Consider the following 25,323-nt stretch of genomic DNA (forward strand, 5'->3'; position numbering starts at 1 on the left):
ACTTGAATCATGTGTTTGATGGGGATTTTGGAGTTTCTGGTGAATAATTCAGGATTGTAATTTCAAGGGGTAATCTAAATTTTTACGTTCAACTTTATCCCGTTCTAGTAAAACGTAAACCGTTTTATGTGAAAAATGAGAATTTATTACGTATTCGTTCAATTTTCAACACATTTTATCAACTGCCGGTCTAGGCTAAGCCTCTGCCGATGCTTCGTCTATAACATTAAAAATGGTGTCGCTGGATTTCCCCAACAACACCAAATCAGCTTGCTTCAGAATCTAATCATCCACTTTGAGGCACTTTCCCTGACGACTTAACTAAGCCCCAGTTCTTGGTTTCTTAGCGCAATGGCATGGAGCGACCCGCGAACGTACCTGGCATATCCCGCGGCTTCTTCCGGAATCTCAGCCTGATCATCAGTTACTGTGTCCGTATAACTGCCATGATCATCAAACGTCGTCAAATCGTACACCTCATAGGCATCATTAACAAACGACTCAAGTTTAAAAAAGTGGACAAATGTTTCAAAAGGATGCCCTTCACGTCTAAAAAGGTCAAACCAATTGGTATAGTTTTCCCATGCTTTTTGCACCCATTGGTTTGATATTTCATCACCGTTAAACAACTGTTTCATGGCATATAACGTCTTATCAAAGCGGTCATAGTAACCATTCTTACCACTTCGCGCCTGATTCATGGTAATGGAACGGTAGGCTGGAAATACAATGTGACCACCTAACGTTCGCGACACCTTCAGAAACTCAATAATGGTTTCATCTGGCATCCCGACTTTCTGCGCCCAGTAAACAGAAGGACCGATATAATCCGATGATAGGATTAAGTCGCGACCCCCATCTACGCTTAAAATCGGTTGTTTGTGATAGGGTTCGCTTATCACCGTTTTCAGCCCCAACTTCGCAATACTAGCCGTATTAAAGAAAGCTGTACACAAGTCATCATAAAGTGGTTTAGCCTCTTCGTAGTTATCCGGGTCCTTGCGGTTCGCTAAATCAAAATTCTTAGGAAAATCTGGATATAAATCGAATAAATAATTTTTAATAATATCCTCCACTAAATATTTATAACGCTGATCAATTTTCTTTTTAAATACACTAATTACATTCATAAAAAATGCCGGACCTAGGCCCGGCATTTTGCTTAAGCTGCTGGTTGCGCATTAGGCAACGTCGTCCCCAGCACCGCAGCATCTGCTTTCACAAATACTTTGCGGTTAGCTTGAGGGGCAACGATTGGCTTACCCGCGGCCTGCATATCCTTCACGTATTGCACAAATACTTCGGTATCAGAAGCTAGAGACCCCACAATCTTGGTCCCCTGGAAGGTAAAGCTCTTGTTCCCGTGTAAGAAGTCGTTAATCACTACCCGGTAGGTAGCTTGTGGATCTAACGGCTGTCCATCTGCTTTGGTCACCTGTACAACTTGTTTAGTCTTTCCTTGAGCTGCAAACGTGTAACGTAACCCTGCAACTTGTAATTCCTTAAAGCCCGTTCTTCTGAGCTTCGAATAACTGGCCATCTACCACTAATTCGCCCACGGGTGATTCACCGTTAGCCGTTGAAGCTTGCTTAATGGCTTCCGTGGAAGCTGCCTTACCAATCACAGCATTGATCTTACCGGCAACCCGCCGATTGGCATCTTTAATAATCCGGGCAACCCGCCGGTTACTCTTAGTCTTAGGATCAGCTTTAGCCGACAAGACCGGGTAAACGTGAGTCTCTAGTGCACTAAATTTACCCGTCTTAGGATTAATGTAGCCTTGAGTGTCATCAAACGCCCGGGCACTGGATAAGGCCTGAACAACGTGGGTCTTGCCTACTAAGGCATTCCCATACATGTGCGTATGTGCCCCGACAAATAGGCCAACATTATTGTGGGGGTCAAGCTTATTCACGCGTTGTAGAATATCAACACCATTCCCCCAAGCACTAGTCTTGTTGTTCTGGACACCCCGGTGCGCTAAGACCACTACCGCCTTAACACCCTTCGCGTTCAAGATTCGATCATACTTGGCAATCGTCTTGGCTTCGTCCAAGACTTTGTAGTCCTTGTAATTCCGTTCATAGGTCAACGTTGGTAATTCCGTAGTTTCGATACCGATGAAGCCGACCTTTGCGCTACGTCCGTGGGCGCGCACCGTCCGAATCGTGTACGGCCGGTATCCGTAAGGTTGCTTCCCATTATCCTTACGAACCACGTTAGCCACGACTTCTTGCATCTTAGAAGCTAGGTGGGGGTAACGTTGAATCAATTTATCCGCATCCTTGCCCGGACGGCCGCCCGTTAGAATCCGGTTGAATTCAGGTAGGCCTTGGTCAAATTCGTGATTACCCAACGTTCCGATCTGAAACTTCATGGCCCGTAAAGCGTGCATGGTGGGTTCGTGTGCTAACAAAGTGGAATTGGCAGGCGAAGCCCCCACCATGTCCCCCGATTGCACGCGGAACGTGTTCCGGGACAAGTGAACGTGACGAAATTGTCGCTGAGCCTGGTCGAGATAGGCTGCCAAGCGACTAACATTTCCCGTATTCTCGTAAATCTTTCCCCCGATGTAGGCCTTACCTGAAGTATCCAGGCCCCCGTGTAGGTCGTTAATCCCTAAAAATTGAACGGGAATATCGTGCCGGTGATGCCGATCCCGGTGTTGAAAGTTAGGCTCACTCAACACAGAGCTGTACTGGTCCTCTGGCTGTTGATGGGTGACTCGAACCACGTTGGCTGGTCGGTCACTAGCCTGCGCTAGGGTGGTTAAGTTCCCCGTGCCGCTGACCACCATCATTGGAACTAATAAACTCAGTAGTGCTTTATGCAATCCATGTGGTGTTGCACTCATAAATATCCTCCTCAGGAATCTTTATTTAATTGGTACTCGCTTAGCTTACCAGGTTCAAAATTCGCTGGCAACGCTTTACTGACTGCAATGATCACCTGTCGAGCATATGGCTGTGCTGATTAATTTTCTTATTATTTTTGATTAAATATTCAATAAATTATCATAATTATTCATTAAGCCGATTAAAAAGCCTTCCAACCGTGAATGGTTAGAAGACCGCTTTACTTATCCCAAAGAAACTTGATCATGGCCCGGTCGACTTGGGCGTTGTGGTGTAGCCGACTATGTTGGGCCCCCGCACCTTTAAACTGCCGCTCGCGATAACTCTTAGCCCGTTTTGCCAGTAAGTAACGTAAGGATTTAGACGAATTATTAGTGACCCGTCCATCGGAATCCGTCCCATTGCCCAAGTCACCGTAAATGTTCAAAACCGCCGTTTGTTTCTTAGGATACCGTTGCCGCAGCTTTAATAACCGCCGATAGGCTGAATCCATAGGCGTGGGCCGGCCCGCCGCCGTCAACCGAATCCGGTGGGGCCAGTCCCCCTCATTCAGGACCCCATCGTAATGACCACCCAAGGACACAAATTTAGCCAGCTTAGGTAGTCGTCGGTTAGTCGAGTTGGCTAATAAATAGTACGCAATCGCCAAATTCCCCGTCGAATGGCCCACCATATTCATCTGCTTAAAATGATAGGTAGCTTGTAACTTTCGTACCACGTTGCGGACCCAACGGCCATTGGTCACGTAATTCGTATTCCGCGTGTTCAAAAAATTTACTTCAACGATTGGCGTTCGTGAGGTAGGTCTAAACTTCCCGACTAAGGTCACCCGACCACTTGCCGCAACGTCCGCACGAATGACCGACTTGGTCACGCCAGCTTTCTTCGCCGCGCCGACCATATGCCGCTCCGAACGGTAGCTACTAGGCGCACCGTGAAAGTAAAGGGTTGGGGTCATTGGCGTGGTCGGAGCAGCGTGCACCAACTGGGGACCCATTAGCCCCAGCAAACTCCCCATTAGCAGGAGAATCCCCCCGACACAATACCGTTTAATTTTGATTTGCATCTGTTCCATTAGCCTCCAAAAAACTTAAGAAATTCAACAGTTGAAAAGTCGACTATTCAACTATCGTTCTTAGTGTAACAAGTTTTCCCCCGGTATTAAATAGTTGATATTAATTTTTTTGTTCCCCGGTTAGCCCCTATCTGTGCTAAAGTTAGACCTAACTAAACTTTTTCAGGAGCTGACTGTACCATGGATTTTCCAATTCTACTCTTCGACTTAGACCAGACCCTTTTCGACACCGACACGAACGCCCAAAACGCCCTACGCAAATTAGCGTTACCCTTTAACTTTGCTTTCAATGATCAACAGGTGGCTTACTGGCATCGCCTGCAACAAATCATGTGGGCCGACTTCGAACAGCAGAAATTAACGCGTGAAACACTCATCAACACCCGGTTTGAACGGTACTTTGCCCACTACGGCATCACGGTTGACGGTCCCACCTACGAACGGGCCTTTCAACAGCAATTCTTCGCTGAACACGCGTTAATGCCCCACGCCCAGGAGGTTTTAGCCCGCTTAAAAGCTGCTCATCATCAACTGGCCGTAATTTCCAACGGAACCCGTGCTAAGCAAGACCGCCAGTTAGCGGATTCTCATCTGGACCAATACTTCGATCAGGTCTTCTTGTCTGAAGACTTGCACGTCAGCAAGCCCGACCGCCAGTTCTTTACCCAAGTCCAAGCGGGGTGGCCCCAGGCGACAACCACCGATTATCTCGTTATCGGGGACTCCCTATCCGCCGACATCCAAGGCGCCAATAACGCCCAGTTAGCAAGTGTTTGGTACAATCTTCACCAGCTTCCCAATACCTCTCACGCAACCCCCACTTATCAAATCACGACACTCCCAGAACTCATCGATCTCCTCAAGTAACCCAGTTCATTTACGGCAGCAAAAAAAATTCCTGGAATAATCTTCCAGGAATTTTTTCGTTTACCTTAAAATTCAGCGTTACCCGGCGTCCGGGGGTAAGGGATCACGTCACGGATGTTTTCCATCCCCGTGACGTACATGACTAGTCGTTCAAACCCAATCCCAAACCCAGAGTGCTTGGTTTCTCCGTACTTCCGGAGATCTTCGTACCAAGCGTACTCTTCGGCTGGCATGTGGTTGTCCTTAATCTTCTGGTCCAAGACAGCCAACCGTTCTTCACGTTGACTCCCTCCGACTAATTCTCCGATTTCTGGGACCAACAAGTCAACGGCCGCCACCGTCTTCCCATCATCGTTAGCCCGCATGTAGAAGGCCTTGATTTCCTTCGGGTAGTCCGTTAAGAAGACCGGCTTGTTATAGATGTGTTCACACAAGTACCGTTCGTGCTCGGCTTCCAGATCCAGACCCCAGTATACGGGAACGTCGAAGTCGACGTCCGCGTTCTCTAGTTCCTTGATGGCTTCCGTGTAAGTCAACCGCGCAAACTTTTCGTCGCGGGTCTTCTCTAGGCGTGCAATCAACTGGTCATCCACGTTGTCGTTCAAGAAGGCCAATTCATCTTGGGCATGGTCCAGAACGTAACCTACTACGGCCTTGATCAACGCCTCAATCGTCACGATATCGTCGTCCAGATCCTCAAACGCCATTTCGGGTTCGATCATCCAGAACTCGGAAGCGTGACGTTGGGTATGTGAGTTCTCCGCCCGGAACGTTGGGCCAAACGTGTAGACCTTCCGTAGTGCCAGTGCAAAGGCTTCCGCTTCCAACTGACCACTAACCGTCAAGTTCGTTTCTTTGCGGAAGAAATCCTTGGAGTTATCGACCTTACCCTCATCCGTCAACGGCAAGTTGTTCATATCCAACGTGGTCGCCCGGAACATCTGGCCGGCACCTTCCGCATCGCTTCCGGTAATGATCGGCGTGTTCAGGTAGTTAAAGCCGTGTTCTTGCAAGTATTGGTGCACCGCAAAGGCTGCCAATGACCGAATCCGGAAGACCGCGTAGAACGTGTTGGTCCGGGGCCGTAAGTGGGCAATGGTCCGCAGATATTCGTAGGTGTGAGCCTTCTTTTGCAGCGGATAATCGCTATCAGAAGCCCCCTCTAACGTAATCGTTGCCGCATGAATTTCTAACGGCTGCTTAGCATCCGGCGTGTAGGCGACCGTTCCCGTCACCGCAATGGTCGAACTGATGGGGAACTTCGCAACGTCCGCGTAGTTCTCAACATCGTTAGCCTTCATCACGATCTGCGCGTTCTTAATCGTCGAGCCGTCGTTTAATTCAATGAACCCAATCTTCTTGGAGCTCCGAATCGTCCGTACCCACCCGTGCAATGTAATCTGATCATCTTCGGCAAAATGTTGATCACCGAATAAATCTTTCACTAAAACTTCTGTCATGTGTTCAATCTCCCTTCGCTATTACCAGGTTAAAGACCATAAAAAAAGACCCTTCATCCCCAAAGTCGGGACGAAAGATCTTTCCGCGGTACCACCCAATTTGTTTGTTGCCAAACCGTCTTATGCGTACAACTATACGCTCCGAACGATAACGTGTCGGCCACGGCGCATCCTACTTTAAACAGTTCAGATGGCAACAGAAAAGGTGTTTTTTCGTTTGGGGGCTGGTGACTAAGCTTCCACTATCCTTAGTTCGCTAACACCAGGCTACCCAACGTACTCGTCTTTTTCTATGGTTTTTAACATTGATTTAGATAAGCACAGGTTACCACAGTTCATCGTCGGTCGCAAGCCCCCACGAGCTTACCAATCTAGGACTAACTAGGCAACGCTCACGTGGCTTTGAATCTTGGCCCGGTTCAACAAGACAGAACTCGTGACCACTGATAATGAACTAAAGGCCATCGCTAACCCCGCAAGTTCGGGACTTAACGTCACCCCTAAGGTGAAGAAGACGCCGGCCGCTACCGGAATCCCCAAGACGTTATAGATGAATGCCCAGAAGAGATTCAACTTAATCCGGTTAAACGTCTTGCGGCTTAACGCCAGAGCCCGGTCAACGTCGCGTAAGTCGTTCTTGACTAAAACGATCCCCCCGGCGTCAATGGCGATGTCCGTTCCCGAACCCATCGCAATCCCAACGTCTGCCGTGGTCAAAGCCGGCGCATCGTTAATCCCATCTCCGACAAAGGCAACCTTGCCGTCTGCTTGCAAGGCGGCCACATGGTCGGCCTTGTCACTGGGTAAGACGTCCGCAATCACCCGATCGATACCGACGTCTTGCGCAACGGCCTCCGCAACCCGTTGGTTATCTCCCGTTAACATCACGGTCTTCAAGCCCCGGGCTTTTAGTGCCGCAATGGCTTCACGAGAAGTGGGCTTAGGGGCGTCTTGAATGGCAATCAAGCCGATCACTTGGTCAGCCACCCCAACATAAACCACCGTCTTAGCTTCCCGTTGCAGTTGGGCAGCTTGTTGGGCCAGTGCTGGCGTTACTTCGGCCTGACTAGCCAACTTATGGTTCCCTACGAACGCCGACTGGTGCTTCACCGTTGCGGTCACCCCCTGGCCCTCAACGGCCTGGAATTGATCAACGGTCTGAGGCACAACCTGATCCGTCTGTGCTTGGTCTAAAATGGCTGACGCTAATGGATGCTCCGAACCACCTTCCAAGCTAGCCGCAACCTGTAAGACCCGGCTACGGTCCCCAACGATGTCCGTCACTTGTGGTTGACCCACCGTGATTGTCCCCGTCTTGTCGAAGACCACGGTCCGGACATCGTTAACGGCTTCTAAGACTTCACCGTTTTTGATCAAGATGCCCATTTTAGCCCCCCGACCAGTACCGACCATTAAGGCCGTGGGGGTGGCTAAGCCTAACGCACAAGGGCAGGCAATTACGACCACCGCTACCGCGAAGACTAACGCGTTGGCCACCGAGGCCCCTAAGAAGACGTACCACACTAAGAAGGTCAAGATGGACAGGCTCAGAACCACCGGCACGAAGATATCGGAAACTTTATCCGTCAACTTCTGGATCGGTGCATGACTGTTCTGGGCTTTTTTGACCAATTCTACAATCTGAGCCAGCATGGTGTCGTCTCCCACCTTATTGGCCCGGAAAAGAAAGGTTCCGTTGCTGTTCATCGTCGACCCAATGACTGCATCATCGACGTGCTTGGTCACTGGCATGCTTTCCCCCGTGACCATCGACTCATCGACCGTCGACGTCCCTTCCAGGATCACGCCATCCACCGGAATCTTTTGGCCGGGCTTAACCCGCACCGTATCTCCGGCAACCACTTCAGCCAGCGGAACCCGGACAAAGTGACCGTCACGCAAGACCTCGGCCTCTTTGGCCTGCAAGTCAACCAATTTTTCGACCGCGTTGGACGCATTATTACGCATGCGCTCCTCGAACACCTGGCCCAACAGGACAAAGGTCGTGACAAACGCCGCACTTTCAAAGAAGACGGGTTGGGCAGTCAGCATGGCGTAGATACTGTAGACGTAGGCCGTCAACGTCCCAATGGCGACCAGCGTATCCATATTGGCGTGGTGCTTTTTAAACGACGCCCAAGCACTCTGCCAAAACGGCCGAGCGGCGACTAACATGATAATCGTCGTGAGTCCCAATTGGGTCCAGGCGCCTCCCGGAATCGTGCGACCAAAGGGCATCAGAATCATCCCCACGAGCATGGGTAAGGATAACACTAACGAAATCCAGAAACGCTTGTTGATACTCATTGGTCAATCACCACGTTTCCGGAAAACATATCCATCCCACAACTAAAGGTAAACGTTCCCGCTTGATCTGTAGGAATCTTGACCGTCTTCACGGTATCCAACGGCAAATCGGTCTCAAAGCCCAATTCAGCTGAGTGCACCACATCTAGACACCCCTGAGCACTGGTCCGCGTGAAGCTCAGCGTTGCGGGGACTCCCTGTTGAAAATGAACCGTTTGGGGTTGGTAACCCCCGGCGACCGTGACGGCCTTGTTTTGTACTGTGTTCGTCATGTTAACGTCCTCCTTATTTAATCACTAAACTGCCGTGGAACATATCCATGCCACATGCCCATTCGTATTGTCCAGCATGGCTAGTATCGATCTGAATGGTCTGCGGTTGGTCCTTGGGTAACTCTTGGTTGATCCCGAAGTCACTGAAAACGACCCGGTCCAAACAACTTGACGCATCCTTCCGGGTAAAGGTCAAGGTTGCCGGCACGCCTTGCTTCAAAACGATTTTCTCCGGAGAATAGCCCCCGTTAACTTCCACATCCACGGATTGGCCCGTTTGCGTGGCAACCGCCGTCTCCGTTGCCACGGCATGCTTGCCGAAGAACCACCAAAAAATAAAGCCAATGATGGCTAGCCCCACAATTAACACACTAATTTTAAGCATTCTGCCTGCCTCCAATATTTAATCATGACTAATTCGATTGTTTACAGTTGTAAACTTCAGTACGTAGCATACCGCCATCGTTTACATTTGTCAACACAAAAGTCGTCGTTGCTCTTGAATCAGGCAGACTAAAAAGGCGTTAAGGGCCACCGGTCAAGAGCCAAGACTCTTCACGACACCACTTAACGCCTACGTTTCATCCAAACATTCATCTATGCTTCGCGTTCAACCACTAACCGGGCAACGTCGGCTAAGTAGGGCAACTTGGCGGGAACGTCTTGCCGGGGCACCCATTGGGGCTGATACCGGTTCGTTGCCGTACTACGGGCCAGTTCGACACTGTGCACCGAAAGTTCAGGGGTCACCTGTTCGTCAGCCACGAAGTAGGTCTCTGGTTGCCCCAAACGCACCACGCGGGTCAGGAACTCTAACTGGTCAGCTTGAACTTGAAAGAGGAGCTCTTCATCGAGTTCTCGCTGAACCGTCTTAGTCGGTGTCTCCCCCGCTAAGATGCCCCCACCAGGGACCGTCCAGTAATGCCGGCGGTCCTTGAAACGTTCAACTAACAAAATCGTATCAGTCTGACAATCATGGACAAAGCAACGGGCACAAGAACGCATCGGAACTTCACTCCTTTTTAGGGTACGGTCATCGTTGCGTTAATTGTACCCCTAAACCCCAACTTCGTCCCTAGCAACGCTCACGTTTTCCGATTAGACGCACGAATGCCTTCTGGTTGACCATCCTCACCGATTAAAAAGGCCTCATCCCAACTAGGACAAGGCCGTAATGATAAATTAACAACTATCTTCTAACCCGTTAGCTGCGCGGGTGCACCTGCTGCCGGTGCCACATCCCCCAAACGTTGGGCAGGACCACCGCCGCAATAATGATGAAGACGCCTAGGATCTGTTGACCACTAACGGTTTCTCCCAACAGGATAAACGCCACTACGATCGACGATGGTAACTCCAGCGACGAGAGAATGGGGCCAATGCCGAGGTCTAGCTGGGGCATAAACAGAGAATAGGCGACCAACGGAAAGACCATCGAGAACAGGGCAATCAAGACGCCCCACTTAATCGTTGGTAGCGTGACCGGCGTCGTCGCAATCTGCGGGATCCAGACAATCGAGATTAAGATGAATGCCCCTAAACACAGCAACCAGGTCTTGGTCATGGGGTCCAGGTTGTTCCCCAGTAACGCCGTAAACTGCATGGTGCAGGCATAACCGCACGCGGCCAAGAAAGCGTAAAACAGGCCCAATGGGGACAACGCCTGGGTAATGGGAAACAGCCCTGCCGCCAAGACGGTCCCAATCAGAACCAGCACAATGCTCAAAACCTGTAACCGTGACGGCCAGCGGCGCTGAATCACGGCCCCTAACAGAACCGACAGCCAGACTGCCTGCATCAACATGACCGCCGCGGCCGCCACCGGAATCAGCTTGAGCGCTTGAATGTAGAAGGTATTGGTAAACCCTGACCCGGTCCCGGCCGCAATCACTAACCCAATCTGCTTCCAATTCGTATGCTGGTACCGTAACCAGTTGCGCCGGACGACGTGCACAATTCCTAGAATCACGACCGCACTCAAAAACGACCAAAATAGGAGTGGTCCGTTCACCACCCCTTCCCGGCGAGCAATCTTAAATAGGGACGCCGGAACCCCAAAACTAATGGCTCCTAAAGCCACAAACACTGGTGCAATTTTCTTCAAAAAACTCATCCTTTATGTATCAATTAACTATACCCCTTTATCATACACGGCCACCGGCCAATCGCCAAGTCCCGTTGGGCGTTCATCCCCTAGTTCAACGGTGCAACTCACGGGGGCACGCTCAGCTTAAAATGAGAATTAAATGAGAGAATAATTTATTGCCCGTGGAATTTCTCCGATAATCATCCCCTACCCACAATCTAAATCCGAACGTTCTTAGGTTTGGTTCCATAATAAAATAACTTTTATACGCTTTTTAAATGTAACCGACTTCATTTCTGATTCCTGCTTGTACCCCTTAGTCATTTAGCGTATGCTATAGGAAGTTAAATTCAGATGAGAAAAGCTGCGACAAGATGAGTACCCGGTGTTCGTCACCCCCAGAGAGTCGCGTCGGCTGAAAAGCGACGGTGATGCCCGGTGAAGATGGTCTTGAAGAAGCTACTCGGGTAAATTCGTGAGCCCGGGTCGGAGCGATTCGTTACGATCAGGATAAGTCCCGTTCTCGGGAAAATCAGGGTGGTACCACGCAAACGCGTCCTTGAAAGTCAATGACTTTCGGGCGCGTTTTTCGTTGCCCCCTTCTCATCTGAATCCACCTAAAACCCATCTAAGGAGTGTGTCGTCTTATGCCCAATAAGCAATCTAACTCAATTCGAACCGTGGTCGCCACGGGAATCGGTGCTGCCATTATTTTTGTTTTAATGAAATTCGTTGCCATCCCAACGGGAATCCCTAACACCCAGTTTAACGTGGCCATTGGATTTGCTGCGTTGTTAGGCGCCATCTTTGGTCCGGTCGCCGCGGGACTCGCCGTCTTTATCGGGCACGCCCTCAACGACTTTATCACTTACGGCTCCCCTTGGTGGACTTGGATCATCGTCGACGGCCTAGTGGGCGTTGCCTTCGGTCTGACCAAGAACCGGCTCAAAGTCGCTGACGGCGCGTTGAAGAAGGCCAAGTTGGTCTGGTTCAACATTTACCAAATCATCGTCAACTTCATCGCCTGGGTCCTCTTAGCCCCTACCGGTGACATTATCATCTACCACGAACCAGCCAGCAAGGTCTACCTCCAAGGCATCACGACCTGGATCATTGACTCTATCTCCGTTGCTATCATTGGGACGTTACTGCTGGTTCTTTACGCTCGAACTCGAACGCAACGTGGCAGCTTAAAGAAGGAAAAATAAGTTATGACTGCACCCATTATTAGTTTTCGTGATTTTTCGTTTCAGTATAACAGCCAAACGGAACCCACCCTGCGCCACATCAATCTCGATATTTATCCAGGTGAAAAGGTCCTGATTGCGGGGCCCTCCGGTTCGGGGAAGTCGACACTGGGGCGGTGTCTAAACGGGTTAATTCCACAATCGTACCCGGGGACGATTTCCGGTCATGCCACCGTTGCGGGCCAAGACATCCAGCAAAGTTCGATTTTTGATCTCTCGCTCAACGTGGGAACCGTCTTGCAAGATCCCGATAGTCAATTCGTAGGGCTCTCCGTGGTCGAAGATATGGCCTTCTCGCTAGAAAACGACCAGCAGGCCCAACCCGCGATGCGTCAGGCGACCCACCAATGGGCCCAAACGTTGAACCTCCAAGACCTCCTGACCCACCATCCCCAAGAGCTCTCAGGTGGTCAGAAGCAACGAGTTGCCATGGCAGGCGTGTTGATCGACAACAGTAAGATTCTCCTGTTCGACGAACCCCTCGCCAGCCTGGATCCCGCTTCCGGAAAAGCCTCGATGGCGCTAATCGACCGGTTGGCACGGACCCAGGACCTGACGGTGGTGATTATCGAACACCGCATCGAGGACGTTTTACAGCAGCCCATTGACCGGTTGATCGTCATGCAGGACGGACAAATCGTGGCCAATGACCGCCCCGAAACTATCCTACGCGACTCCCTAATGGCCCAACAAGGGTTGCGGGAACCACTCTACTTGTCAGCCTTAAAACTCGCTGGTATTTCCCTAGCAGACTGCCAACACCTAGATGACTTGGCCCAACTTGACGCACCGCATCTCACGACCACCCTGCAACACTGGACGGCCGGCGTCACCCTCAAGACACCAGTCACTCACACCCAACCGCTCCTGACTATCGACCATTTGACTTTCGGTTACGCGCCGGACCAGCCGATTTTTAAAGATCTATCCACGACGATCCACCGGGGCGATATGATTAGTCTGGTCGGCCAAAACGGTGTCGGTAAATCTACGCTGAGTAACCTCATCACCGGCTTCTTAACACCGCAAGCCGGCCACCTGACCTTCGATGGCCAGTCCCTAGACCCTTGCTCAGTCAAAGAACGGGCTGACCATATTGGTTACATCCTCCAAGATCCCAATCAGATGTTGTCCAAGACCTTGATCTACGATGAAGTCGCCACCGGGTTGGTCCTCCGCGGATTGGATGCCCAAACGATCGAGCAACGGGTATTGGCAACGTTAAAGATTTGTGGCCTCTACGAATTTCGGCATTGGCCCGTATCGGCATTGAGCTTTGGTCAAAAGAAGCGGGTCACCATCGCCGCAATCTTGGTCCTCCAACCCGCAATGCTGATTCTGGATGAGCCCACGGCCGGACAAGACCTACAGCACTACACCGACATGATGCAGTTCTTAGCGCAACTCAACCGCGAACAGGGCATCACCATTATCCTCATCACCCACGACATGCACCTGATGCTGGAGTACACCGACCGCACCATCGTTTTAGGTCAGGGGGGGATTCTCATGGACGCCGCTCCTGCTGACGTGTTAACGAATCAAGCCATCATCGACCAGGCTTCACTGGCGAAGACCAGTCTTTACACGTTAGCGGAACAACACCACCTGAACCCCACTGAGTTTGTCGCTAAATTTGTTCAAGCAGAACGGGAGGCCCGCCAACAATGACTCACCAACTCTTAATTGGGTACGCCGACCGACAGACCTTCTTAAACCGACTTAGTGGCAGCACCAAGTTGCTCTGCTTTGTCGGCCTATCGATTATCGGCATGACGACCTACGATACCCGCTACCTCTTAGGCATCATGGTCCTTTCCCTGATTCTCTTTCACTTCGCTAAAATCAAGTTCCATGAAATTTCGTTCGTCTTAAGCGTCATCCTGGGGTTCTCCGTCTTAAACCTTCTGATGGTTTACGTCTTCGCTCCCCATTACGGCGTTAGCATCTACGGCACGGAACACCTTTTATTGGGGCACCACGCCGCTTATTTCAACCTCACCACTGAACAACTCTTCTACGAGTTCAACTTACTCCTGAAGTACACCTTCATGGTTCCCCTAGCATTGATCTTTCTGATGACCACCAACCCTAGTGAATTCGCCGCAAGCCTCAACCGCATCGGCGTCTCCTACCGGATCAGTTACTCGGTGGCCATTGCCCTACGCTACATCCCCGATGTTCAAAGTGACTACCGGACCATTAGCTTGGCCCAGCAGGCCCGGGGGTTTGAGATCTCCAAGAAGGCCAGTCTGATGACCCGGGCTCGTGGTGGGGTCCAGATCCTACTCCCCTTGATTTTCTCGAGCCTTGATCGGATTGAGACCATCAGCCAAGCTATGGAGCTGCGCCGCTTTGGTAAGGGAAAACGCCGGACTTGGTATATGGCCCAACGCTTCCGACGCAATGATTATCTAGCACTGCTGATTGTCGGTGCCCTGATTATCCTGGGCATCGTCCTATTTAAAGTCAACGGTGGCCGCTTCTGGAACCCATTTCACGCTTGACCTTCAAGTCCTGACCTGTCGCGCTGATTCAACGCACGACGGTCAGGACTTTTTTGCGTAATGCTTGGGCTGCCAAGTCGGGATGAGGAGCCTTCATGATTGCCGATACCACGGCCACCCCCGCCACCTGGGCCGGCTGAACCGCCAGCATGTTGGTCGAATTTAAGCCCCCGATGGCGTAGACCGGAATGGGGACCGCCGATTGAATCGCCGCTAGTGTCGCCACACTGGTATGCACCGTTTTCACATGAGTCGTGGTGGGAAAAATGGCCCCCACCCCTAGGTAGTCCGCACCCGCTCGCACTGCCAGTTGGGCTTGACGGACCGTCTTAGTCGTCGCCCCAATAATCTTGCGCGGTCCCAGTAACCGGCGCGCAACGTCGACTGGGATATCCTGCTGGCCCAGGTGCACACCAGCTGCGTTCACCGCCAGTGCAATGTCTAAACGGTCGTCAATAATCAAAGGGAGCTCATACTGATCCGTGATGGCTTTGACCTGTTGCGCTAGTTGGAAGTAATGACGACTATCCAGCGATTTCTCTCGCAACTGCACCAAGTCTACGCCTCCCTGACAAGCCAGTTCTAATCGGCACAAAAAGGCCTCCTCTTCGATTCCCAAGCGGTCAGTTACTAAGTACAACGGTCGTTTTCCTACACGCATTTTGGTTGTCCTCCCATGATGTTTCAAATGGTAAATCATTTACGCCTCAGTGTAGCGAATTCATCCAACTTTGTACAGCTTTATGTTTAGACTTGACATTTATTTTCAGGTTGCGTATAACTAACGTAACGAGTTTTCAGAACTCGTTTTCATTCAGCAACCGTTCGTCTGGGGTGCCACTTGGCTGAGATTAAACCCATCGAACCTGATGTAGTTAGAACTACCGAAGGAAGCGCGACTTGCCAATGTGACTCAGGAACCACTGGGTCTTCCGTTTTCGGGATTTTTCCCGTCATAACGGTCCTTTTGTGCGCAATTCCCCTTTCTTCGCGACGTTCGTAGAAAGGGAAATTTTTTTATGCTTACGATTAACGGAGAACCAGCCGCTACGGCAACTGGCACCACCATTTTGGCGTTACTCACCGCCCGCCACACACCCATTGAACACCTGGTCGTCGAGGTCAACGGCCAAATCATCCACCACACCGACTTTGCGACCACCACCCTTCAAACCGACGACCAAGTTGAGATTATCACCTTCGTCGGCGGCGGCCGTTAGGAGGCGCCCCATGCACACACCACCCGTCATTCAAGGCCAAGCACCCGACCAAGTCTATACCCAAATGAAAGCCCGTAACGTTACCGCATCCACCGCCAAGCTTTCGGCGGCCCACGTCGCCATCGCGGGAGCGGGCGGATTAGGGTCCAACATTGCCATCGCCTTAGCCCGCATTGGCGTCGGCACCCTGACCCTAGTTGATTTCGACGTGATTGAACTTAGCAATCTCAATCGCCAACAATACAAGCTGAGTCAGGTCGGCATGCCCAAGGTCACCGCCCTCAAGCAGAACTTACAGGAATTCAATCCCTTTATCACCATCCACGCCTATCAGGAAAAGCTCACGCCCGCAACCATTTCCAAATACTTATCTTCGGCAGACATCATCTGCGAGGCCTTTGACGCCCCCCAGGAGAAAGCTATGCTCTTAGAAGCGGTCGGCACCCAATTTCCTGCCAAGCCCCTGGTCATGGCGACTGGCATGGCGGGAATCCACAGTGCCAATACCATTACGACCAAGCAACTACGTCCCAACCTCTACATCGCCGGCGATGGCACGTCCACGGGCGCTAAGGGCCTCATGGCTCCGCGCGTGATGATTGCCGCTGGCCACGAAGCCAACATGATTACCCGTTTGATTTTAGGTAAAACAACCATTTAGGAGGAATATCCCATGACAGCATCTGATCCATTAACCATTGGTGGCCACACCTTTACGTCCCGTTTCATCCTAGGTTCTGGTAAGTATTCTTACGACTTGATCGATTCAGCCATCCACCACGCCCAAGCCCAGATCATCACCATGGCGTTACGTCGTACCACGCAGGCAGCCGATAACATCCTGTCCTACATCCCCAAGGACATCACGATTCTCCCCAACACCTCGGGATGTACCACGGCCGAAGAAGCCATTCGCACAGCCCACATTGCCCGGGAACTCAGCGGCAGCGACTTCATCAAGCTAGAAGTCGTTCCGGATAAGCAATACTTAATGCCCGACAACTACGAAACGTTGAAAGCAACGGAAGTTCTCGCCAACGAAGGCTTCATCGTAATGCCCTACGTTCTGCCTGACCTGGTCGTTGCCCGTCAGTTGGTAAATGCCGGGGCCGCTACCGTGATGCCCCTAGCCGCCCCCATTGGCACGAACCAAGGGTTGACCACGAAGTCATTGATTCAGATCCTGATCAACGAACTCTCGGTCCCGGTCATCATTGACGCAGGCATTGGTCGTCCCAGTGAAGCCGCCGAAGCCATGGAGATGGGCGCCGCTGCCATCATGGCCAACACTTCCATGGCCACCGCAGCCAACATTCCCCTCATGGCCGCAGCCTTTCGCCTAGGGGTTCAAGCCGGCCGGCAAGCCTTTTTAGCGGGACCGGGACGCGTCGTCACGAAAGGTGCCGTGGCCTCGTCACCGTTGACGGGCGTGAGTCACGCATGATTCCTTTAACCACCCCTGGCTTGACGTTCGCCGCTCAACTGGCCACCATTAATCGCCTCTGCCCAACGGATCCTGCCCAAAACCGGTTGGTCTACACCCCAACCTGGACGGCCGCTCAAGCCCAACTCATCACCTGGGGATTAGCCGCCGGCCTCCGGGCTACCGTGGATGATTTTGGCACCGTTTATCTCGACTTGCCGGGTCAAGATGATCAGACTATCGCGACGGGCTCTCACATGGACACCGTGGCCAACGGAGGACGCTACGACGGCTTATATGGCATCATCGCCGGCTTTCAAGCCATCACCGCCCTTCACCGCCAGTTAGGCCGACCACAACACACCCTTCGCCTGATTGCCTTCAGCGAAGAAGAAGGGAGTCGCTTTCCCCTGACTTTCACCGGATCAAAGCACTACGCCCGGCAGACCGTTGAGACTCGCATGGTTGACGCCGATGGAACCTCCTTTGAAGAAGCCCGCCAACTTGCCGTGGCGCCGCTTCAGGGCCACCCCGGCGTTCATTCTGGCTTACCGGCCTTACCCGCGAGCTTCACAGAACTGCATATCGAACAAGGTCCCCGGCTAACGCAAGCCCACCAACAAGTTGGCATCGTTACCGGATTGGTCGGTCAACGGCGCTTCACCCTAACGCTCAAAGGGCGCGCCAACCATGCGGGGACTACGCCCATGGCTGACCGCCACGACGCACTCCAGGCCGCCGTCACGCTCATTGCCAGCCTCCGGCACCACGCTCAAGTTCTAGACGATGCCCTAACCTTTACCGTGGGACGCTTCGAGGTGGTCCCCAATTCGGCCAACGTCATCCCCGGACTGGTTCGCTTTACGGTCGATTGTCGGCACCCCAGCGACCTAGTCCTCACAGAATTTGAACGTCAACTCCACCAAGCCGCACACGCCCTGATGGCCCCGCAACTTACCATAACGATTCAGCGGTGGGTCCACGATCTCCCGGTCCACTTTGACCAGCGCCTCACCACACAAAATCAGCGTTTAGCGGCCCAGCTCAACTTGCGGGCCCGACGGCTGACTTCGGGAGCGGGACACGACAGTGGCATTATGAGTTCAGTCGTCCCCACGGCGATGCTGTTCGTCCCTAGTGTGGCCGGAATCAGTCACGCCCCCGCCGAACTCACGTCGCCCACGGACCTAGCCCATGGTGTGACTCTACTGACAGCAAGTTTACGGGCTCAAGCCTACGGAGGTCTCGCATGAAGCTTACACTGACAACTCAGATTATGCTGGGTATGGTTGGGGGCATCCTCTTAGGGATTCTCTTCGGCCCGGCGGTGGGCGGACTCAAGCTCCTAGGCGATATCTTCTTACGCCTGATTCAGATGACGGTCGTACTCCTGATCTTCGGGGCCGTCATCGAGGCCTTAGGCAATCTCCCCGCGAACGCCCTGGGTCGCCTGGGCCTCAAGACTGCCCTGTGGTTCTTAGGCACGACCATCGTTGCGGCCGCCATCGGACTTCTCATGGGACTGTGGCTCAAGCCCGGAGCGGGCCTCCACCTCACGCCCCACACGCCCACCACCGTTAAGGCCCCCGCTAAGTTAAGGGAAACGGTACTAGGCTTCTTTCCCCAAAACATCTTTGCGTCCCTCAGCCAGGGTAACGTGATTCAGGTCATCGTCTTTGCCATTTTATTTGGCGTCGTCTTGAACCAAGCCAACCGCCATCACCAATTCGAAGCGGTCCTCAACCTGGTCAAACAGGTCAACCAGCTGGCTGTTCGCCTGGTCCTGTTAGTCATGCACCTAGCTCCCATCGGTATCGGGGCCCTAATGGTCGGAGTGACCGTCGACACGGGGCTCAAGGCTTTGATCCCCCTACTCAAGTTCTTGGCCATTTACGGCTTGAGCACTGGCATTTTTTTGGCCATACTGTTGCTGGTAATCAGTTGGTACGCCAAGGTTCCCCTGAAGGGTCTCGTGAACGGCTTTACCCGAATCGCCTTAGTCGCCTTTACCACGACCTCTTCCGCCGTGAGTCTCCCCATTGAAATGGCGGATGCCCACGACCGCCTAGGTGTCAGCCAACGCATCACCCAACTGGTCTTACCCCTGGGAATGGCCCTCAACAGTAACGGTCTGGCCATGTACCTGGCTCTGGTCTGTACCCTAGTCACCCAACTCTATCAGCTCCAAATCTCGTTTGCCGGAATGGTTCAAATCGTGAGTCTGTCCGTGTTAGCATGCTTGGGAACGGTGGTCGTTCCCGGCGGCGGCTTAGTCGCCTTGGCCATCATCATCCCCACACTGGGACTCCCCACGGAAAGTATCGCCTTACTGGCCGGCATTGATTGGTTCTCCGGAATGTTTCGTACGGTAGCTAACGTGGTGGGCGATACCACCACGGCCATTGCCATCGCCAGCGATGAACACGAACTGGACCGTCAAGCCTACACCCATTCGACCCTGAACCCCCACTTTCTAAGACGTTCCGGGACCAAAGGCAACTAGCCACGGTATGATTGGCCTGGGGCAAATGCTTCAATACCGAATCATTAAGGTGGTCGTCATCATATATTTGTTTGGCTTCCATCTCGGCTACAAACAAGTGATGGTCTGCTTCATACAAGCCATCACTGCGACCTTATCCTGGTTGGGATGAGGTCCTTTTTTGTTGATAATCGTCGTCAACCATATCATTAGGTACTGCGGCCCTTCGCATCATGTTTCGCTATGGCTACACAACTGTAAGCCGTGAGGACGGCCAGGTAAGGGGGATGACCATCACCACGGTTGAGGCTAAGGGCAATCCTCAGCTCACCTATGCCACTGCCATTCAAAAAGGCCCTGTAAAACTGTTTGTGTTTTACAGAGCCAATCTGAATCTGGTTTTCGTTCAACTTAAATCGCCCACCACAGCAGTGCCAGAAAGACGCCCATAAATAGTGTGATTGCTAGGCCGCCGGTTAGCGCGTGAGGGCCGTGGACGTTGATCACGTAGAGTTGCGGATACTGGGCTGGGGTGGCTAGGACCGCCCCAGTATGCTGATTGTACTGGGCTTGCCCCACCGCATACTTGACGGTCGTCTTTCCCGTATTCACCAGGCGGACCGTCACGGCCTTCGCCGTCGTCCGGGGATAGACTAGGGGTTGAGCCATAGCCTGCGTGGGCGTGGTACGCCAGGTCTTTAGCCGTCGCCCGTTAGCTTGAACCTGTACCCGTAACTTGCCGCGCGGATACCGGGGTTGCAGGTTAGGTAAGCGTTGTTCTTGGTTGAGATTCGTCGGCTGAATCTGTAGCTGCAAGGCATTGCTGGCCCCGGTGACGGGAACGGTCCAACTCAGGGACGCTTTGGGGGTCAGTCTGGCAACGGGTAAGGTAAAGTAGTCCCCGTTGCCTTGTCGGCCCACAGTATCCGAGCGAATCACCGTATCTTCACTGGTCTGCCCTAGACTCAGGGCACATAACGCCACGACTCCCACCGCAATCCAGCGGCCCAGCCGAACTTGGGCGTGAGAGAATTGCCAAGTCGGCGCCAGGCACCCGCCCAGCGTTCCCAGCAACATCATGACTGGTAAAAGGGGGACGGCGTAACGGGGCTCCACCTCCCAGAACACCACGTGAAAGGCTGTCAGTCCTAAAAGCATAATCGTCAAAAAACTTACCGTTACGGTCACAGGGCGTCGTAGCAACACCCAAATCGTCTGAAAGATCAGCATGAGAAACAGTAACTGCGTGCCGATGACCAACCAGAATTGAATCTCCCGTTGATGATTCTGGTACCAATAAGGAGCTCGAATCCACTGCGTGGTGAGCTTAAAACTGTCAAAATCACCCGTGGCCCAGAAGACCCGGAACTTCTTCATCAGGTGCACCGCTAACCCCAGAGCACCAAGTTTTCGAATCCGCTGTTCGATCATCCCGGTCGCTTGCGCCTGCTTCGCTGCTGCTGTGGGTTCTTGGTCGACCAGTAAATAATCTGCCTGCTTATACTGACCCTCGCTACTGGGATTGAGACTCATCGCAATCCAGCTGGTTACGGGAAGTGCCACGTTGGGGTCCTTCTGGTACCCCTGTTGTCGACCCCAGGCGGACATGCCACCCAGAACCAGACCTAACAGGACTACCGCACTGACAACCCACCCCAGGACTTTTTTCCCCGATAACCGGTGTTGCCACCAGAGTAAGAGGACCAGGCACCCCGTGGCCAGCCACAAGACGATCATGTTGCTTTTTAAGGCAACACCACCACTGATTAAGAGTAACGTGCCCCAGCAGATTCCCCAATGCCGCCATCCCCGATAAGTCAGCGACCAGGTCACTAATGCCAGCGTATCAAGTACCAGCGGCATGACCAGGGCATCCGTATAGGCCACTAGACTAAACGCATAGACGGGAACACTTAAGAGCCACAACAAGGTCAACCAGACGGCACCCGGGCGCCAATGCTGCCACCGCTTGAGTAAAAACAAGCCCGCTAGTAGCCCCGTATCGACCCAGGCAAACCGTAAAAGGTTCAAGATCAGCCAAGGAGTGTGCGTTAATGGCAATAGCGCCTTTAAAAGCGCCGCTTCCAATAACGTAACATTCACGTTGTTGGGATAAACCAAAAAGTAGTGGTTCCACGTCAGGTCGCCGTGCGCCAACCGAATCGCTTGATTGCGAACAAAGTAACTGTCAGCCCGCCCCACATCCATGAAGCTCAACGCGACCACAACCTGAACGACCACCACCAAAATGCCTAATCCAATTAAGACTCGCCGGTAAGTGGTGGTCGACCACGTGGTGACCCACCGCCGTAACCGATTCAAAATAACGACGCTTCCCGCCGCTAACCCCACCAGAACTAAGGGTTGTGGCCAATCCGAATCTCCCAAAAATGCCACGGGTTCCAAAATTGCAAAGACGGCGACCACCATTAATAAGACGGCCATGAGCCAATTTAACCTGGTTAAAAATTTTCTCATTCTGCTCCCCATCCCCTTGACCCTAATCACTTACCGGCTCCTGGTGCGTTATCCTGCACGTCAGAAGCAACCGTTGACGGGTCACACCATGTTCACAATCCCCATCTTCACGAAAATCCCGGTAAAAGACAAGGAACTCACGTTACTTGGTGATGCCAACTACTTAATCGCCACCAAAATTAAAAGTGCGTTTCAAGTCCCACTTAGCCAGCGAGGCTTGAAACGCACTTAGCTTTAAGTTTCACCTGGCAACTCATCAGAATTCAGGCCTAGTCGTTTAAAACTGGCTCTAATCAGTCGCCTCAGCCGTCAGGCGGGCCAAATCTGCGGCCGAATAAGCATAGGGAACGTGTGCCATGGTCGGCACCTGATCCCACGCGACCGGATAGCCAGCGCCATGGGCACAGAAGACCGAGTCCGGTGTATTGGCCAGATCCGCCGTCGGCTGGTACGCCGTAGCGGCCACAACCGCAGCCTGGTCATGACAAGGTCGATAACCGTCGACCAGACACTCCAACTGTCCCTGGCCGTGCGTATAGGCGTTTACTTCCTGGGAGTACGCCTGCATCTCGGCCACGGGGGCTACCCCGGTCAAGACCGTGGTGCCCGTAGCAGTCTCCACCGGCGTCTCGAAGGTCCCGTGCATTCGTTGAATATCGGTCATGGCACGGCCGACCTGCGCTTGCCCGACTTCTAATCGGAACCGGTACCAGGGTTCTAGCAGTTGCAGGCCCTGGGTATCCCGCAACATCATCAGCCCCTGACGCACGGCCCGCCAAGTGGCTTCCCGAAAATCACCGCCGACCGAATGGACGATACTGCCCCGACCGGTGACCAGCGTGATGTGGACGTCCGTTAATGGGGCGCCTACCAAGACACCTAGGTGTTCCTTGGCTTTCAGACTGGTCAGCACCTGGTGTTGCCAATTCTTGACCAACACCTCTAAGCTACAGTCGGCGTCAATCGTTAGTCCGCTCCCCCGGGGGGCCGGACGCATCAGGAGGTGGACCTCCGCGTAATGCCGCAGGGGCTCGAAGTGTCCGACCCCCTCCACAGCCCGGGTCAGCGTCTCCTGGTAGAGGATTCCGCCCGCATCGAACTGCACGTCCAACTGGAACCGGTCATGTAAAAGCTGCTGTAAAATCTCTAATTGGACCGTCCCCATCAGCTGGACCCGAATCTCTTGTAACTGTTCTGACCAGGTCACATGGAGTTGGGGATCTTCATCTTCCAGCTCTTGCAGCACCGCTAAACAATGGTGAATATCCTGACCTTGTGGATCGACCGCATAAGTCAGTACGGGACGCATCTCTGGTCGACTGCCGTCTCCCTGGTTCCCCAATCCCTGACCCGGGTAGGTTCCGGTCAAGCCGGTCAACGCCGCAATCTCACCGGCGTGCGCGACGGGTAACGTCGTATACTTGGTGCCGTTGTAAGCCCGCAACTGGTTGACTTTCTGCTGATCAACTAAAACATCTTTGGGCCGTAACTGCCCTCCAGTCAGCCGAACCCAGGTCAGCCGCTCCCCCTTTTCATCATGGGTGATCTTAAAGACCTTAGCGCCAAATTCGGCTTGGGACTGTTGCGGTTGGCTCCAGTAAGCCATCCCCGCCAACAATTCCGTCACCCCTTGGAGCTTTAAGGCCGAACCGAAGTAACACGGGAAAACTTGACGTTGCCGAATTAAATTCCGAACCGTTGACGCTTCGAGGGTCCCCGTCTCTAAGAACCCGTTCAAGACCGTCTCGTCTTGCATCGCAATGTCTTCTTGCAACGCTTCCGGTAACGTCTGCGCTGAATCCCCAGCTGGAAACGGCAAACATCCTGGCGCCAACTTAGCCTGTAAGTCTGCCAAAAGCGCTGCCTGGTCCGTTCCGGGCGCATCCATCTTATTCACGAAGATAAAGGTCGGAACCTGATAATGGGTCAATAACCGCCACAGCGTCCGCGTGTAACCCTGGACACCGTCAGTTGCCGAGACCACCAGAATGGCATAATCGAGGACGCTCAAAACCTGTTCGGTCTGGGTCGCGAAGTCGACGTGTCCCGGTGTATCCAGGACCGTCAGCTCTAGGTCCTTGGTCTTAAGTACGGCTTGATGGGAAAAGATCGTGATTCCCCGCTTCTTCTCCAGCGCATCGGAATCCAAGAAGGCGTCCCCATTATCCACGCGACCTAACCGCCGTACGGCTCCCGTTTGATAGAGTAAGGCCTCAGATAGCGTGGTCTTACCGGCATCGACGTGCGCCACGATGCCCGTTACAATCTGTTTCATTGAATTGCCTCCTTCACACCGTTTGCCAATGTCTCTCACGGCGCCGTTTAACTCTCACGTTTTCTATTTTAAAGAAAGCCGGCGCCACACGCAAACCGATTAGCGGCTCACCGTAAAAATGCGGAGGCAACGTGCTGCGTCACCCCCGCAAAATCCACATGTTTTGGTTACTTCACCAGATTGGTCGCAATCCGGTTAGCCGGAATCGACCGTGGCCTAAAGGTCTCACTGGTTTGCCCCATGGTCATCACGAAAGCCGGGTGAAACCCTGCTGGTAACCGATCACGCGGTACGGACCGTAAGCTGGCCATGTTGAAGTTGGCCCCCACACCTTGCGCCTCGGCCGCCAGTTCTAAGTTCTGTGCGATGGCGCCCGTTGAGACATACTCCATGGGACCGGATTCCCGCACCGAAATCACAATAACGGTCGGTGCCTCGTAGATGCCATGCATTTTAGCTAAAATCGCGGGATCTTGAATGACCGTCAACCGGTAGTTATCATATTCACCCAAGCCCACCGGAGCCGCACTACCAGCCCGCAAAATCTTTTGCAACTGCTGATCCGTGACCTGCCCCGTATAGTGCCGAATCGCCTTTCGGGCTTGCAGCATTTTCAACGTTTCCATGCTGAATCACCACCTTTATCTTTACCTCCATCATACACGCCATTCCTGAGAAAGGGGATTTATTTGACCATTTAGGCTATTTAAGAGTCATCCCCTGAATTCTCTTAGAATCTTCACAATTCCCTCAAAATCTATACAAAAC

General features: G+C 52.7%; 23 protein-coding genes and 1 riboswitch. Of the genes, 9 read left to right on the forward strand and 14 right to left on the reverse strand.

All coding sequences use genetic code 11. The features are described 5' to 3' along the window. Positions 1-317: 317 nt before the first annotated feature. From FD30_RS10810 to FD30_RS10825, 4 genes are all read right to left on the reverse strand, one after another. Positions 318-1,130 carry a DUF6994 family protein gene (locus FD30_RS10810; RefSeq protein WP_147000016.1) on the reverse strand — a complete coding sequence of 271 codons (813 nt, stop codon included), beginning with the start codon at positions 1,128-1,130 and terminating at the stop codon, positions 318-320. Positions 1,131-1,162: 32 nt separating this feature from the next. Then, positions 1,163-1,540, reverse strand: coding sequence for a 5'-nucleotidase C-terminal domain-containing protein (locus FD30_RS11605; RefSeq protein WP_147000017.1), 378 nt, complete (start codon positions 1,538-1,540; stop codon positions 1,163-1,165). Further along, a complete protein-coding gene (locus FD30_RS10820; protein WP_056945027.1) occupies positions 1,503-2,855 on the reverse strand; it encodes a metallophosphoesterase in 1,353 nt (450 codons plus the stop codon). Before FD30_RS10820 ends, FD30_RS11605 begins: the two co-directional genes overlap by 38 nt. Before the next feature lie 221 nt (positions 2,856-3,076). Then, positions 3,077-3,931 carry an alpha/beta hydrolase gene (locus FD30_RS10825; protein WP_147000018.1) on the reverse strand — a complete coding sequence of 285 codons (855 nt, stop codon included), beginning with the start codon at positions 3,929-3,931 and terminating at the stop codon, positions 3,077-3,079. A gap of 180 nt (positions 3,932-4,111) precedes the next feature. Here FD30_RS10825 and FD30_RS10830 point away from each other — a divergent pair, with 180 nt between their 5' ends. After that, positions 4,112-4,798 carry a YjjG family noncanonical pyrimidine nucleotidase gene (locus tag FD30_RS10830; protein WP_056945029.1) on the forward strand — a complete coding sequence of 229 codons (687 nt, stop codon included), beginning with the start codon at positions 4,112-4,114 and terminating at the stop codon, positions 4,796-4,798. A gap of 65 nt (positions 4,799-4,863) precedes the next feature. On the opposite strand, the gene asnS is transcribed toward FD30_RS10830, so the two are convergent. From asnS to FD30_RS10860, 6 genes are all read right to left on the reverse strand, one after another. Further along, a complete protein-coding gene (gene asnS / locus FD30_RS10835; protein WP_056945030.1) occupies positions 4,864-6,258 on the reverse strand; it encodes an asparagine--tRNA ligase in 1,395 nt (464 codons plus the stop codon). Positions 6,259-6,639: 381 nt separating this feature from the next. Then, entirely contained in the window at positions 6,640-8,565 is a 1,926-nt protein-coding gene (locus FD30_RS10840; protein WP_056945031.1) for a copper-translocating P-type ATPase, read from the reverse strand. Then, positions 8,562-8,837, reverse strand: coding sequence for a cupredoxin domain-containing protein (locus FD30_RS10845; protein ID WP_056945032.1), 276 nt, complete (start codon positions 8,835-8,837; stop codon positions 8,562-8,564). Before FD30_RS10845 ends, FD30_RS10840 begins: the two co-directional genes overlap by 4 nt. A gap of 13 nt (positions 8,838-8,850) precedes the next feature. Continuing rightward, complete coding sequence (locus FD30_RS10850) at positions 8,851-9,222, reverse strand: cupredoxin domain-containing protein (RefSeq protein WP_056945033.1); 372 nt, start codon at positions 9,220-9,222, stop codon at positions 8,851-8,853. A 212-nt stretch (positions 9,223-9,434) separates the two neighbouring features. Then, positions 9,435-9,842: an NUDIX domain-containing protein gene (locus FD30_RS10855; RefSeq protein WP_056945034.1), complete on the reverse strand. Its 408-nt coding sequence runs from the start codon at positions 9,840-9,842 to the stop codon at positions 9,435-9,437. 199 nt (positions 9,843-10,041) lie between these two features. Next, positions 10,042-10,941, reverse strand: a complete 900-nt coding sequence (locus FD30_RS10860; RefSeq protein WP_056945035.1) for an EamA family transporter — start codon at positions 10,939-10,941, stop codon at positions 10,042-10,044. Positions 10,942-11,570: 629 nt separating this feature from the next. Here FD30_RS10860 and FD30_RS10865 point away from each other — a divergent pair. From FD30_RS10865 to FD30_RS10875, 3 genes are read left to right on the forward strand one after another with little or no spacing between them, the layout of a single operon-like run. Further along, positions 11,571-12,131, forward strand: coding sequence for an ECF-type riboflavin transporter substrate-binding protein (locus tag FD30_RS10865; protein ID WP_056945036.1), 561 nt, complete (start codon positions 11,571-11,573; stop codon positions 12,129-12,131). A 3-nt stretch (positions 12,132-12,134) separates the two neighbouring features. Then, positions 12,135-13,841, forward strand: a complete 1,707-nt coding sequence (locus tag FD30_RS10870) for an ABC transporter ATP-binding protein (RefSeq protein WP_056945037.1) — start codon at positions 12,135-12,137, stop codon at positions 13,839-13,841. Beyond that, a complete protein-coding gene (locus FD30_RS10875; protein ID WP_056945038.1) occupies positions 13,838-14,677 on the forward strand; it encodes an energy-coupling factor transporter transmembrane component T family protein in 840 nt (279 codons plus the stop codon). Before FD30_RS10870 ends, FD30_RS10875 begins: the two co-directional genes overlap by 4 nt. A 28-nt stretch (positions 14,678-14,705) precedes the next feature. Here FD30_RS10875 and thiE read toward each other — a convergent pair whose 3' ends face one another. Next, positions 14,706-15,338 (reverse strand): thiamine phosphate synthase, encoded by a 633-nt coding sequence (gene thiE / locus FD30_RS10880; RefSeq protein WP_056945039.1) that lies wholly within the window; start codon positions 15,336-15,338, stop codon positions 14,706-14,708. 159 nt (positions 15,339-15,497) lie between these two features. Then, a riboswitch (TPP riboswitch) is annotated at positions 15,498-15,588 on the forward strand. A gap of 108 nt (positions 15,589-15,696) precedes the next feature. Here thiE and thiS point away from each other — a divergent pair. From thiS to FD30_RS10905, 5 genes are read left to right on the forward strand one after another with little or no spacing between them, the layout of a single operon-like run. Further along, positions 15,697-15,897: a sulfur carrier protein ThiS gene (thiS, locus tag FD30_RS10885; RefSeq protein ID WP_056945040.1), complete on the forward strand. Its 201-nt coding sequence runs from the start codon at positions 15,697-15,699 to the stop codon at positions 15,895-15,897. Positions 15,898-15,907: 10 nt separating this feature from the next. After that, positions 15,908-16,558 carry a sulfur carrier protein ThiS adenylyltransferase ThiF gene (thiF, locus tag FD30_RS10890; protein ID WP_056945041.1) on the forward strand — a complete coding sequence of 217 codons (651 nt, stop codon included), beginning with the start codon at positions 15,908-15,910 and terminating at the stop codon, positions 16,556-16,558. Between the two features lie 12 nt (positions 16,559-16,570). Next, on the forward strand, positions 16,571-17,341 hold the full coding sequence (locus tag FD30_RS10895) for a thiazole synthase (RefSeq protein ID WP_056945042.1): 771 nt from the start codon (positions 16,571-16,573) through the stop codon (positions 17,339-17,341). Continuing rightward, positions 17,338-18,573, forward strand: a complete 1,236-nt coding sequence (locus FD30_RS10900; protein ID WP_082604915.1) for a M20 family metallo-hydrolase — start codon at positions 17,338-17,340, stop codon at positions 18,571-18,573. The genes FD30_RS10895 and FD30_RS10900 overlap by 4 nt, the downstream gene beginning before the upstream one ends. Further along, entirely contained in the window at positions 18,570-19,823 is a 1,254-nt protein-coding gene (locus FD30_RS10905; protein ID WP_082604917.1) for a dicarboxylate/amino acid:cation symporter, read from the forward strand. Before FD30_RS10900 ends, FD30_RS10905 begins: the two co-directional genes overlap by 4 nt. 390 nt (positions 19,824-20,213) lie before the next feature. Here FD30_RS10905 and FD30_RS10915 read toward each other — a convergent pair whose 3' ends face one another. From FD30_RS10915 to FD30_RS10930, 3 genes are all read right to left on the reverse strand, one after another. Further along, entirely contained in the window at positions 20,214-22,247 is a 2,034-nt protein-coding gene (locus FD30_RS10915) for a hypothetical protein (RefSeq protein ID WP_056945044.1), read from the reverse strand. Between the two features lie 322 nt (positions 22,248-22,569). Beyond that, positions 22,570-24,555: an elongation factor G gene (locus FD30_RS10925; RefSeq protein ID WP_056945046.1), complete on the reverse strand. Its 1,986-nt coding sequence runs from the start codon at positions 24,553-24,555 to the stop codon at positions 22,570-22,572. A gap of 167 nt (positions 24,556-24,722) precedes the next feature. Continuing rightward, positions 24,723-25,181, reverse strand: a complete 459-nt coding sequence (locus FD30_RS10930; protein ID WP_056945047.1) for a nitroreductase family protein — start codon at positions 25,179-25,181, stop codon at positions 24,723-24,725. Positions 25,182-25,323 lie beyond the last annotated feature (142 nt).

The organism is Levilactobacillus namurensis DSM 19117 (assembly GCF_001434785.1).
GTDB lineage: Bacteria > Bacillota > Bacilli > Lactobacillales > Lactobacillaceae > Levilactobacillus > Levilactobacillus namurensis.